This window comes from Nocardiopsis chromatogenes YIM 90109 (genome assembly GCF_000341185.1).
GTDB classification, from domain to species: domain Bacteria; phylum Actinomycetota; class Actinomycetes; order Streptosporangiales; family Streptosporangiaceae; genus Nocardiopsis_A; species Nocardiopsis_A chromatogenes.
Map to the genome: position 1 here is coordinate 1 of NZ_ANBH01000063.1, position 12,181 is coordinate 12,181.

The window sequence follows — 12,181 nt, forward strand, 5'->3', positions numbered from 1 at the left end:
CCAGCCCGCGCACGGTGACGATGTGGCTGGGGGCGCCCGGATCGGTCTCGATCTTCGCGCGCAGCCGCTTGACGTGCACGTCCAGCGTCTTGGTGTCGCCCACGTAGTCGGCGCCCCAGACCCGGTCGATGAGCTGCATCCGGGTCAGCACCCGCCCGGCGTTGCGCAGCAGCACCTCCAGCAGCTCGAACTCCTTGAGCGGCAGCTGCACGTTCTCCCCGCGCACCGTCACCACGTGCCGCTCCACGTCCATCCGGACCGGACCGGCCTCCAAGGCGGCGGGCTCGACCGGCTCCTCCTCGCCCTGGCGGCGCAGCACCGCGCGGATCCGGGCCACCAGCTCCCGGGAGGAGAAGGGCTTGGTGACGTAGTCGTCGGCGCCCAGCTCCAGGCCGACGACCTTGTCGATCTCGCTGTCCTTGGCGGTCAGCATGATCACCGGGACGTTGGACTTCTGGCGCAGCGTCCGGCACACCTCGGTGCCGGGGAGCCCGGGCAGCATGAGGTCGAGCAGCACGAGGTCGGCGCCGCTGCGGTCGAACTGCTCCAGCGCCACGGTCCCGGTCTCCGCGACGGCGACCTCGAACCCCTCCTTGCGCAGCATGTACGACAGGGCATCGCTGTAGGATTCCTCGTCCTCAACGACGAGTACACGCGTCACTTTCGCTGCCTCCCAATCGCATTGGGTCGATGCGGCCCGGCGGTCATCCGGCGTGCGCCGGGGACCGGTCCGCGTCCTCGGTCCGGGGGAGACGAAGGGTGAACGTCGACCCCGAACCCTCCTTGCTCCACACGGTCACTTCACCGCGGTGGTGGGTCATGATGTGCTTGACGATGGCCAGGCCCAGTCCGGTCCCCCCGGTCTCCCTGCTGCGGGCGGCGTCCACCCGGTAGAAGCGCTCGAAGATGCGCTCCAGGTCCTGCGGGGGAATGCCGATCCCCTGGTCGGCGACGCTGATCTCGACGGCGCTCTCGGTCTCCTCGGCCGTGACCGAGATGCGGGTCTGCTTGGGACTGTAGGCCACGGCGTTGGAGACCAGGTTGCGCAGGGCGGTGGCGAGCAGACCCTCGTCGCCGAGGACCTTCAGGTCGTCGGAGCCGCCGGAGGCCAGCTCGATCCGCTTTGCGTCGGCGGCGGTGCGCACGGTGTCCAGCGCCTCCTCGATCACCGCGTCGACCTCCACCTCGGCGGGCTCGGCCATCGGCTCGGCGCCCTGGATCCGGGAGAGGGTGATCAGGTCCTGGATGACGTGGGTGAGGCGGCCGGCCTCCTGCTGCATGCGCCCGGTGAAGCGGCGCACCGCCTCGGGGTCGTCGCTGGCGTCCGAGATGGTCTCGGCCAGCAGGGACAGCGCGCCCACCGGCGTCTTGAGCTCGTGGCTGATGTTGGCGACGAAGTCGCGGCGCACCGCCTCCACCCGCAGCCGCTCGGTCTGGTCCTCGGCCAGGACCAGCACCAGGCCGGTGCCGCCGAGCGGCGCGACGCGCACCGCGAAGGAGGTGGAGTCGGGGCCGAACTTGCGGACCGCGACCTCGATCTCGGTCTCCCGGATCACCCCGTCCCGGCGCACCCGGCGGGCGAGCGCCAGCAGGTCGCCGATGACCAGCTCGTCGCCGCGGACGATGCCGTAGGCGCGCGCGGCCGAGCTGGCCCGCAGCACCCGGTCGGCCGGGTCGAGCACGACCGCGGAGGAGGGCAGCGCGGCCAGCACCTCGGCGATTCCGGGCGGCAGGTCGGTGGGTTGCGGGGGATCGGGGGACGGGGGCGTGCGGCCCCGGCCGAACGGGATCGCCAGGCCGGCGCCGAGCCCGACCGCGAGCCCGACGAGGGCCGCGATCGCGGTCACGAGTTCGCCTTGCACACTTCGATCGTAAGCGGACAGACCGGCGCTTTACCCGTCTGACCATGTGTTACAACCGAGGTTTCGTCAATATTCACCGATGCTTACGGTGACCTTCAACTAGCGGCTGGGACGATTGAGACCATGCGCGACACTTACCACGACGAGCTGGATGCGCTCGGCGGACGCCTCGTCGAGATGACGCGGCTCGCCCGGCACGCCATCGCCCGTGCGACCACCGCCCTGCTGGACGCCGACCTGACCGCGGCCCAGGAGGTGATCTCCGGGGACGAGGAGCTGAACCGCCTCGACGACGAGATCGAGGCGAGCGTGTTCGACCTGATGGCGCGCCAGCAGCCGGTGGCCACCGACCTGCGGACCATCATCACCGCACTGCACATGTCCGGGGACCTGGAGCGGATGGGCGACCACGCGGTGCACATCGCCAAGATCGCCCGGCGCCGCCACCCCGACTCGGCGATCCCGTCCGAACTGCGCTCCATCGTCCTGGAGATGGGGCACCAGGCCGAGCTGCTGGTGATCAAGGCGGGCGAGGTCGTGGAGAACCGCGACGTGGAGAGCGCCCTGGAGCTGGACAGCGACGACGACCGGATGGACAAGCTGCGCCGCAAGCTGCTGCGCCGGATCCTGGCTCCGGAGTGGAAGCACGGCGTGGAGTCGACCATGGACGTCACCCTGGCGGGCCGGTTCTACGAGCGGTTCGGCGACCACGCGGTGCACGTCGCCGACAACCTGGTCTACATGGTCACGGGGGAGAAGCCCAAGGACTTCGAGCCGGAGGCCTGACGGTGCGCCGGGGCCGGTGGAGGGCCCCGTGCACAGGCGTGCCCGAGGGGGCGGAACGCGGGGCCGCGGCGGCCGCGCAGAAAAAGTGGCGTATATCACTCCCGGATCGGGCTTCGATCGGACGTCGTCCGGCGTTGGACATGTACGCAGGGCGTTCCCTCCCGTCAGAGGCGGGGCCGCGGCGGCGGACCGCAAGGGGGTCCGAAGGCGGTCCGCAACTCGTCGCGGGGCGTGACCGAGCGCGCCCGGCCCCGGGCCTCCGACCGGCCGGAACCCGCGCGGGCAGGGGGGCGCGGGGCCCGGACGAGCACCGGCCGGGAGCTTTGTCAAGACCTAAAATCCGGCGCTGACCTGCGTTGACGTAAACGGAATAGGTACGTTAAGTCACGGATTCGTGGTACCCTTGTGGTAGCGGAAGGGGTACTTGTCACATGGCTTTCAAGGTCGGCGACACCGTTGTCTATCCCCACCATGGGGCTGCTCGTATTGAGGCGATCGAGACCAGGACCATTAAGGGCGAGGAAAGGACCTACCTCGTTCTCCGGGTCGACAAGGGTGATCTAACGGTACGCGTGCCCGCCGAGAACGCTGAAGAGGTCGGCGTTCGCGACGTGGTGGGCCAGGACGGTCTGGACCGGGTCTTCGAGGTGCTGCGCGCCCCGCACACCGAGGAGCCCACCAACTGGTCCCGCCGGTACAAGGCGAACGTGGAGAAGCTCGCCTCCGGTGACGTGAACAAGGTCGCGGAGGTCGTCCGGGACCTGTGGCGGCGCGACAGGGAGCGCGGCCTGTCCGCGGGAGAGAAGCGGATGCTCGCCAAGGCGCGGCAGATTCTGGTGAGCGAACTCGCCCTCGCGGAAAAGACCAACGAGGACAAGGCCGAGGCCCTTCTCGACGAAGTCCTCACGAACTGAAACGGGTCACAGGGAACGACACGCGTCAATGGTGAGAATCCCGAGGGTGGGCGTCGGAACCGACGTCCACCCTTTCATGTCCGGAAGAATTCTGTTCCTGGCCGGCCTGGAATGGCCCGGTGAGACGGGCGTCAGCGGCCATTCCGACGGCGACGTCGCCGCGCACGCGGCCTGCGACGCGCTGTTCTCCGCGTGCGGCCTGGGCGACCTGGGGGCGCAGTTCGGCACGGCCGACGAGCGCTGGAAGGGCGCCTCGGGGACCGCCCTGCTGGCCGAGGCGGCGGCGCGGGTGCGCGCCGCCGGATTCGAGATCGGCAACGTGGCGGTGCAGGTGGTCGGGAACCGGCCCCGGTTCGCGCCGCGCCGGGGCGAGGCCGAGAAGGCGCTCTCCGAGGCCGTGGGCGCGCCGGTGTCGGTGTCGGCCACCACCACCGACGGCCTGGGGCTGACCGGCCGGGGCGAGGGCATCGCCGCGGTGGCCACGGCCCTGTGCCTGCCGCCGGAGGACTGAGCCCGCGCGGGCGGCACGAGACGGCATGCGACGGCACGCGGGGGCGCTCCAGGGGGATCTGGGGCGCCCCGCGTCCGTGTTCTATCCGCAGTCCTATCCGCACCCCGCCCGTGCCGAGCAGGGGCGTCTCCGCTGTGTGACGGCACAGGCCGGTATACGGGCAGCGGGTTCGCCCGTATTTCGGACGGATGTCAGGCGTCCTTGGGGGCGTCCGGCGGGGTGGGGCCGCTGCGGACCCGGCTCGCCGGGGGCTCCGCGGGGGGCGCGGGGAAGTCCGCCATCGGGGTGCGGCGGGGCTTGAGCACCATCGGGCGCTTGGGCATCGGCTCGGCCCCCGGCGGCGTGCCGTACACGCGGGTGTCGGCGTCCGGCGGAGGCGCCCCGGTGGGCCCCTCCTCGTCCAGGGCGATCGCCTCGTCGCTGGTGGGGTCGTCGGCGGGGAGGCCGTCCATGAAGCCGTCGTCGTCCCCGTCGGTCCTCCCGGCGCCCCCGTCCGGGAGGCCGCCGCCGGACAGCGGCCCGGGGCCCGCGTCGATGGACGGCGCCTCCTCGGCGGCGCGCTTGATCGGATTGCCGCTCTCGGGGTCGCGCCGGGGGAGCTCCGGGCGGTCGTCCCCGGCCGGGTCGGCGGGGTCGGCCGGTTCGTCCCCGTCGTCGTCGAACAGGGAGCGCAGGGGGACGGTCGGCGAGGTGATGACCGACGGTGCGGCGGAGGGGGCGGCGGTGTCCTCTGCGTCCTCCGGGGCCTCCGTCGTGTCCTCCGGTGCCTCCGTACCCTCCGCACCGTCCTCGTCGGCGTCGGGGGCGGGCACCTCGCGGAGGGCGGCCGGCTCCTCGGCGTCCGCGGTCCCTTCGGCGCCCCCGGTGTCCCCGGTGACCCCGTCCCCCGACTCCTCCTCCGCCCGGCCGGCCGCCTCGGGGGCGCGGAGCACGCGCACCGACGAGACGGGGTCGGTGTCCTCGTCGTTCGCCGACAGGGCGGCGGAATCGGAGCCGGAGGCGGCGGGTTCGGCCGCGGCGGTCCGGCGCGATCCCGCGCGCGGCCACAGCAGGGTGGGCGCGGAGGAGCCGGAGGTCTTCTCCTCCGGCTGCTCCGCCTCGGCCTCGCCGTCCTCGGGGCCCTCGCCGGAGACGGCGCCCGAGAGGGCGCCCACCGGGGGCTCCTCGTCCTCCCGGTCCTCCTCTTCCTCTCCGTCGTCCCCGTCGCGGGGTCCGGGCCGCTCGTCGGCGGCCGGGTTCGGCCGACGCCGGGCCCGGCGGTCGGGCAGCTCGCCGTTCAGGTACCGCCACACCCGGATGAACAGCACGAACGCCACCAGCAGGGCCAGCCACGGCGCCGCCGCGGCCAGCACCACCGCCAGCGCGTCCGAGGGCCGCTGCTCGCTCGCCGACAGCGCGCTCGCCCCGGCCGCGACCAGGATGAGCAGCAGGATCAGGCCGTCGACCTGGAGCCGTTGGGGGCGCGGCGCGGCCCGCAGCAGGAAGCTGGCCCAGAACGCCAGCAGGAGCAGCAGGGTGAAGACGCCGGGGTACAGGTGCGCCCGGTCCGGCGGGACGTTGCCCTGGAGGGCGAGCTGGTAGATGCCGCTGTAGGAGAGCACCACGGCGCAGGCGGCGATGAGCAGCACGCCCGCGGCGGTCAGCAGTACGGCGGCGGTGCGCGGGCCGCGCGGGCCCTGCGGCCCGCCGGTGGGGGCGGGACGGGTCCCGGGGCGCCTCCGCGCCGCAGAGGCAGGGGAAGAGGAGGATTTCACGGCCATCGTGGGCAGAGACTAGCCCAGCGGCGGCGGCGAACACGAGGATCCGCCCGAAAGTGGCCGAAAGGCCCGGCGCGTTGGGAAATGGGCGTGCTTCGCGGGGGCGGGCGGGATGCCGCCAGGGGCCCCGCGCGGAGGGTGGGAGCGGCTACCCTGGGGACCGTGAGTCTGCGCTTCTATGACACCCGAGCCCGTCAGGTCCGCGAATTCACCCCCCTGAACGAGGGGTGTGCCGCGCTGTACCTGTGTGGTGCCACGGTGCAGGCGCCTCCGCACATCGGCCACATCCGTTCCGGGGTCACCTTCGACATCCTCCGGCGGTGGATGGCCTACCGCGGGTACAGCGTCACGCTGTGCCGCAACGTCACCGACATCGACGACAAGATCCTGCGCGTGGCCGCCGACGAGGGCGTGGCCTGGTGGGCGGTGAGCGAGCGCAACCAGCGCGCCTTCACCGCCGCCTACGACGCGCTGGGCTGCCTGCCGCCGACGGTCGAGCCGCGCGCCACCGGCCACGTGCCGGAGATGATCGCGCTCATGCGGCGCCTGATCGACCGCGGCCACGCCTACGCGGCCGAGGACGGCTCGGGCGACGTCTACTTCGACGTGGTGTCCTACCCCGAGTACGGGGCCCTGTCCGGGCAGCGCGTCGACCACATGCGCGGCGCCGGGGACACCGACTCGGACTCCGCCAAGCGGGACCCGCGCGACTTCGCCCTGTGGAAGGGCGCCAAGCCGGGCGAGCCGAGCTGGGAGACGCCGTGGGGCGACGGGCGCCCCGGGTGGCACCTGGAGTGCTCGGCGATGTCCACCAAGTACCTGGGGCCCACCTTCGACGTCCACGGCGGCGGGCTGGACCTGGTCTTCCCGCACCACGAGAACGAGCTGGCCCAGTCCCGGGCGGCGGGCGACGGCTTCGCCCGCTACTGGATGCACAACGGGCTGCTCACCGTCGGCGGCGAGAAGATGAGCAAGTCGCTGGGGAACTCCCTGCTGATCAGCGAGATGGTGCGCCGCGTCCGCCCGGTGGAGCTGCGCTACTACCTGGGGCAGGCACACTACCGCTCGCTGCTGGACTACTCCGAGGAGGCCCTGGGCGAGGCGGCCGCCGCCTACCAGCGGGTGGAGGGGTTCCTCACCCGGGCCGCGGAGCTGGCCGGGCCGGTGGAGCCCGCCGCGCGGGTCCCCGACGCCTTCGCCTCGGCGCTCGACGACGACCTGGGCACCGCACAGGCGCTCGCGGTCGTCCACGGGCACGTGCGGGAGGGCAACGGCGCCCTGGGCGAGGGGCGCAAGGAGCGGGCCGCCGAGCTCGCCGCCGAGCTGCGCACGATGCTCGGGGTGCTGGGCCTGGACCCGGCCTCGGAGCAGTGGGCCTCCGGCGAGGGCCGGGGGCTGCGCGAGGTCGTGGACGCCCTGGTGTCGGTGGCGCTGGAGCAGCGGCAGGCGGCGCGGCAGCGCAAGGACTACGCCGCGGCCGACGCCATCCGGGACCGGCTCGCCGAGGCGGGCGTCGCGGTGGAGGACACGCCGCAGGGTCCGCGCTGGGAGCTGCGCCGCGGCTGACCGCATACGGGCGGGGCACCCGCCCGGAGCGCCTATCATCACAGGTCGGACAGGTCGGCGGGGGTCCGCGCCCCGGGGCGGCCGCGCGCGAGCACACCCGACATCGAGCAGGGAAGACGGTCCACCATGCCGGCGAAGAAGAACAAGAAGGGCCCCACCAAGGGCAGCGGCGGCAAGAACCGGCGCTCGCTGGAGGGCAAGAAGACGACCCTGCCCAAGGAGGAGCGGCACTGGTACCCGGGGAAGAAGCCCCGCGGTGCCAAGGGCGCGCCCTCCGGCGGGGCGCACGTGGCCCAGGGCGGGCGCCCGGACGCGGGCGACGCGCCGCGCCAGGCGCCCGGGGGCGAACTGCTCATCGGGCGCAATCCGGTGGTGGAGGCGCTGCGGGCGGGGATGCCCGCGGTGCGCCTGTTCGTCGCCAACAGCCTCGACCCGGACGCCCGGGTGAACGAGGCGACCCGGTTGGCCGGGGACCTGGGGCTGGAGATCCACGAGGTCACCCGGGGCGAGCTGGACCGGCGCTGCGAGAGCAACGGCCTGCCCGGCGCGGCGCACCAGGGGATCGCGATGCAGGTGCGCCCCTACCGGTACGCGGCGCCCGAGGACCTGTCGGAGGCGGCCCGCGCGGCCGGCCGGGCGCCGCTGATCGTGGCGCTGGACGGGGTGACCGACCCGCACAACCTGGGCGCGATCGCCCGCTCGGCGGCGGCGTTCGGCGCCCACGGGCTGCTCGTGCAGGAGCGCAGGGCCGCGGGCGTGACGATGGCGGCCTGGAAGACGTCGGCGGGAACGCTGGCGAAGCTGCCGGTGGCCCAGGCGGTGAACCTGACCCGGGCGCTGGAGGGGTACAAGCGCGAGGGCCTGTTCGTGGTGGGCCTGGACGCCGGGGGCGACACCCGCCTGGACACGATCACCCTGGCGGAGGACCCGCTGGTGGTCGTGGTCGGCTCGGAGGGCAAGGGCCTGTCCCGCCTGGTCCGGGAGGCCTGCGACACGGTCGCGGGCATCCCGATCACCGGAGCGGAGTCGCTGAACGCCTCCGTCGCCGCCGGCGTGGCCCTGTACGAGGTGGCCCGCCGCAGGACGCCCGCGCAGTAGGCGCGAACCGGTACCATTCGACTGGGTGTCGGCGGCCCGGCCGCCGCACACCGGCCGGCGTAGCTCAATCGGCAGAGCAATCGCCTTGTAAGCGATAGGTTAGGGGTTCGATTCCCCTCGCCGGCTCTTGGCATTTTCGACCTGGGAAGACGCTCTGGTGGCAGACGGAATCCGTTGGACGGAACCCGTTGACTGGAGCGCCGCCAGAGGTATCGCCTATGCCGTTTCGAGGAATTCGCAGGGGCCCCGCGTCGATACGACGCGGGGCCCCTGACTCTTTTCCTCGACTCGTCCCCCTCGAACGCCGTGAACTCCGTGCTCGCAGCCTTTCGGGCCGCACGGTCGCCGCAGTCGACACGGTCGCCGCGGTCGCCGTGGTTACGACGCCCCGCGAAACGGTGACGTGTGAGCTGGGCGGTTCCCATGGCCTGCTTGCCGTTTTGGCAGCGCTTTCGTCGAGATCATCGCGGAGGGGGGCCGAGCGGGGGCGCAGACCGGGCATACCGGGCGCGGCGGGGAGGGGTCGGCGATCCCGCGTGGCGGAATGGACGCTTCCCGCGTGATCGGGTGGCGGATCCGCCACGCGGGATGGCCCCGGGCCGCCCGTGGCGTCCGGAAGGCGGGTTCCGGCCCGGCCCCTACCCACCCGGCGTCCGGTTCGCCCGGTTCACGGGGCGCCGAGGCTCCTCCGTCGCCCTGTTCGACGCCCGGGGCGGCGGCGCGGGCGGCGGGCGTGCGCGGTCATCGCGCTTCCAGAACACGTTCTGCCTCCAGAAGGGCCCCAAACGGCACCCTGGGACCGTTTGCCGCCCCTGTTGTCACTGTGGGTAGCCGATATCGGCCCCGAGTGGGCCCTGGGTGCCCGGCGGGGGCAGTCGGGCGCCCCTGGGCTTGCTCCAGCACCTGAGGCGAACACCCCATACAGGCACGAACCGGGCATTCCGTTTCCAGAACGTGTTCTGGAATCGTCGACATCGTACGCCCAGGGCCCGCGCGGGTGTCGTTGAGCGCGCTTCCCGGCCCTCCCGACCCTTAACGCGGAGTGTTCGCCCAGGTCGTGGCGCTGCCGGGTTCGGTGTGGGCCCGGCAGGAGTGCGGCCGGGCGTCGAAGAGCGCGACTCCCGACCCTGCGTCTCACCATGCGGGAGGATCTCACCGGAGGGGTGCACGTTGGTTGAGAGCGGCCGTGGATCCGGCCCGCCGGGCGTATCCCGGAGAACCGGAACCCGCCTTACGGGCACCATGCATCCTCTTGGGGCATCCCGCGTGGCGAAAGAGACGCTTCTCGTGTGATCGGGTGGCGAATCCGCCACACGGGATCGCCGCCCCCTCCCCGTCGCGCCCGGTATCCCCGGCATGCGCCACCCAGTCGGCCTCCTCCGCGATGATCTCGACGAAAACGACGCTAAAACCGCGCCGGTAGCGTCGTTTTCCTCGAGATCAACACGGGCGGCCCGCCGGACGGCCGGGGTCCGTCAGTGGGGTACCAGCCGAGCCGCCGCCCTCCCGGACCGCGAGGAGCCCGGCGGACGGCGAGCAGGCCCGGGGAACCGGCTCGCTTCCGTCGTTGCCGCCATATCCCTTGGACCCCGGCGACCTGTCACCCGGCCGGGGCCCGTCAGCGGGGTACCGGCCGAGCCGCCCTCCGGCACCCCGGTGACCCGTCGCCCGGCCGGGGCCCGTCAGCGGGGTACCCGCCGTGTCGCCCGTCGCTTCCGCGCGCGGGCGCGCCGGTGCCCGCCTGATACCGGCTCCGGTAATTGCGGAGCCGTTCCCGGGGAGGCCCGAGTGGGAATTCCTTGTGGGCGGCGCCACGGCATTTCCGGGGCGGGCTTCTCTGGTGGATCGTGTCTTCGCAGGTGAGAGTAGGTGACGGGCCGGTTCGCGGGTCGGAGGGCGGTACGATCGGTGCATGGCCGACCTGGAAACGATCACGAGTAAATCCGACCCCGCGGTGCAGCGGATCGTCGACGTCACCAAGAGCTCGCGGTCGAATATCAAGACCACGCTCATCGAAGACGTCGAACCCCTCATGCAGAGCATCCGCGCCGGGGTCGAATTCATCGAGATCTACAGCAGCGACGCCGCGCCCTTCCCGCCGGAGCTGCTGGAGCTGTGCGAGCGCGGGGGCATCCCCGTGCGCCTGATGGAGAGCGGCGTCGTCAACCAGCTCTTCAAGGGCGAGCGCAAGGCCAAGACCTTCGGCATCGCGCGCGTCCCGCGCCCGGCGAGGTTCGGTGACATCGCCGAGCGGGGCGGGGACGTGGTGATCCTCGACGGCGTGAAGATCGTCGGCAACATCGGCGCCATCGTGCGCACGTCGCTGGCGCTCGGCGCGGCCGGGATCGTCCTGGTCGACAGCGACCTGTCCACCATCGCCGACCGGCGCCTGCTGCGCGCCAGCCGCGGGTACGTCTTCTCGCTGCCGGTCGTCCTGGCCGAGCGGGAGCAGGCGGTCGACTTCGTGCGCGGCGCGGACATGTCGCTGGCGGTGATGGACGCCCACGGCGACCTGCCGGTCCGCGGCCTCGGCGACCTGCGGGACCGGCTGGCGCTGCTGTTCGGGAGCGAGAAGGGCGGCCCCTCCGACCCGTTCCGGGAGATCGCCGCGGCGGCGGTGACCATCCCGATGTTCAGCTCGACCGAATCGCTCAACGTGTCGGTGTCGGTCGGCATCGCCCTGCACGAGCGCACCCAGCGGAATTTCGCGGTCGGCGGCTGAACCGGTCCCGGTCGGCGGCCGGGGCGTGTCGATCGGATCATGACCCGTTGCGCGGCGCCCGGGCGCGTCCCTCGCCGCGTTCTCACCGGTCGACGGCGCGGCCGGGCCGACCTCCCTGCTTCTGGGGGACACGGCGGCCCTGCGATGGACAGGACACCGCCGGCGCCTTCTACGGAACTGGTCCGAGCGGCACACCCGAGGGGCGTCCCGCCGCCCGGGGGACCGCCCCGCACGGCGGAACGGCGCGGGGCGGGTCCGGGATGATTGACTGGAATCGTGGAATTCGCCGCGTCTGACTCAGAGCACCGCGAACCGCGGCCCGGCGCCGAGGACGGGGACACCGCGCGGGAGGCGTTCGCGCCGCCCGAGGGGACCGAGTGGACCCGCGTCGGCCGGCGGGTCGANCCGCCGTCGCCCTGCCCTGCGCGGTCGTCGGTGCGGTGGCCGCCTGGCTGTGGCTCGGCCCGCAGGCGGCCGCGGTGCCCGTCATCGCGGTCGCCGCCGCCTTCGCGGCCGCGTGGCTGTCGGCCGGACCGGCCCGCCGCTCGTGGGGCTACGCCGAGGGCCCCACCGACCTGTACCTGACCTACGGCACGGCCGTCCGCCAGCTCGTCGTCGTGCCCTACGGGCGCATGCAGGTGGTGGACGTGACCGCCGACCTGCTGGAGCAGGCCCTGGGGATCGCCACGGTGCGCGTGCGCACGGCCGCCACCACCGCCGACACCCGCATCCCCGGGCTGCCCCTGGACGACGCGGTGGTACTGCGCGACCGCCTGGCCGCGCGGAGCGAGACCTTCTCGACGGGACTGTGACGCGTGAACGACGCCGAAGCCGAAGAGGGCGCCCGGACCCCGCCGAGCCCGGAGGCGCCGGAGCCGCCGCCGCTGCGGGAGATCACCGGCCCCACCGAGACCAACGCGGTCGAGCAGGTGGCGCCGCCGCCGGTCGACCCCGAGCGGCTGGGC

At 73.1% G+C, this 12,181-nt stretch carries 9 protein-coding genes, 1 tRNA gene and 1 pseudogene; 8 read left to right on the plus strand and 3 right to left on the minus strand.

The genetic code is table 11. The features are described 5' to 3' along the window. Together D476_RS0106350 and D476_RS0106360 are read right to left on the minus strand one after the other, a co-directional pair. The coding region (locus D476_RS0106350) for a response regulator transcription factor (RefSeq protein WP_040725459.1) at positions 1–661 on the minus strand (661 nt) is incomplete at its 3' end. Positions 662–704: 43 nt separating this feature from the next. Beyond that, positions 705–1,862 carry a sensor histidine kinase gene (locus D476_RS0106360; RefSeq protein WP_017623127.1) on the minus strand — a complete coding sequence of 386 codons (1,158 nt, stop codon included), beginning with the start codon at positions 1,860–1,862 and terminating at the stop codon, positions 705–707. Between the two features lie 123 nt (positions 1,863–1,985). Here D476_RS0106360 and phoU point away from each other — a divergent pair, with 123 nt between their 5' ends. From phoU to ispF, 3 genes are all read left to right on the plus strand, one after another. Beyond that, complete coding sequence (gene phoU, locus D476_RS0106365) at positions 1,986–2,648, plus strand: phosphate signaling complex protein PhoU (protein ID WP_017623128.1); 663 nt, start codon at positions 1,986–1,988, stop codon at positions 2,646–2,648. A 431-nt stretch (positions 2,649–3,079) separates the two neighbouring features. Then, positions 3,080–3,562, plus strand: coding sequence for a CarD family transcriptional regulator (locus D476_RS0106370; RefSeq protein WP_026123292.1), 483 nt, complete (start codon positions 3,080–3,082; stop codon positions 3,560–3,562). Between the two features lie 28 nt (positions 3,563–3,590). Further along, positions 3,591–4,073: a 2-C-methyl-D-erythritol 2,4-cyclodiphosphate synthase gene (gene ispF, locus D476_RS0106375; RefSeq protein ID WP_192826359.1), complete on the plus strand. Its 483-nt coding sequence runs from the start codon at positions 3,591–3,593 to the stop codon at positions 4,071–4,073. Positions 4,074–4,264: 191 nt separating this feature from the next. Here the strand turns inward: ispF and D476_RS0106380 are convergent, their stop codons facing one another. Beyond that, positions 4,265–5,833 carry a DUF2637 domain-containing protein gene (locus D476_RS0106380; RefSeq protein WP_083939427.1) on the minus strand — a complete coding sequence of 523 codons (1,569 nt, stop codon included), beginning with the start codon at positions 5,831–5,833 and terminating at the stop codon, positions 4,265–4,267. Between the two features lie 159 nt (positions 5,834–5,992). Between D476_RS0106380 and cysS the strand changes: the two genes are divergently transcribed. From cysS to D476_RS32330, 5 genes and pseudogenes are all read left to right on the plus strand, one after another. Continuing rightward, a complete protein-coding gene (gene cysS, locus D476_RS0106385) occupies positions 5,993–7,396 on the plus strand; it encodes a cysteine--tRNA ligase (protein ID WP_026123294.1) in 1,404 nt (467 codons plus the stop codon). Between the two features lie 126 nt (positions 7,397–7,522). Next, positions 7,523–8,494: a 23S rRNA (guanosine(2251)-2'-O)-methyltransferase RlmB gene (rlmB, locus tag D476_RS0106390; protein ID WP_017623132.1), complete on the plus strand. Its 972-nt coding sequence runs from the start codon at positions 7,523–7,525 to the stop codon at positions 8,492–8,494. 53 nt (positions 8,495–8,547) lie between these two features. Further along, positions 8,548–8,620 (plus strand) — tRNA-Thr (locus tag D476_RS0106395). A 1,786-nt stretch (positions 8,621–10,406) separates the two neighbouring features. After that, a complete protein-coding gene (gene nshR, locus D476_RS0106400) occupies positions 10,407–11,216 on the plus strand; it encodes an NshR/TsnR family 23S rRNA methyltransferase (RefSeq protein ID WP_017623133.1) in 810 nt (269 codons plus the stop codon). Between the two features lie 276 nt (positions 11,217–11,492). After that, positions 11,493–12,028, plus strand: a pseudogene (locus tag D476_RS32330) (PH domain-containing protein). The last annotated feature ends 153 nt before the right edge of the window (positions 12,029–12,181 follow it).

Bases quoted from the DNA above. Each gene is read 5' to 3' on its own strand.
- rlmB (WP_017623132.1), top strand. From the start codon at position 7,523: ATGCCGGCGAAGAAGAACAAGAAGGGCCCCACCAAGGGCAGCGGCGGC.
- ispF (WP_192826359.1), top strand. From the start codon at position 3,591: ATGGTGAGAATCCCGAGGGTGGGCGTCGGAACCGACGTCCACCCTTTC.
- D476_RS0106380 (WP_083939427.1), bottom strand. From the start codon at position 5,833: ATGGCCGTGAAATCCTCCTCTTCCCCTGCCTCTGCGGCGCGGAGGCGC.
- D476_RS0106370 (WP_026123292.1), top strand. From the start codon at position 3,080: ATGGCTTTCAAGGTCGGCGACACCGTTGTCTATCCCCACCATGGGGCT.
- nshR (WP_017623133.1), top strand. From the start codon at position 10,407: ATGGCCGACCTGGAAACGATCACGAGTAAATCCGACCCCGCGGTGCAG.
- phoU (WP_017623128.1), top strand. From the start codon at position 1,986: ATGCGCGACACTTACCACGACGAGCTGGATGCGCTCGGCGGACGCCTC.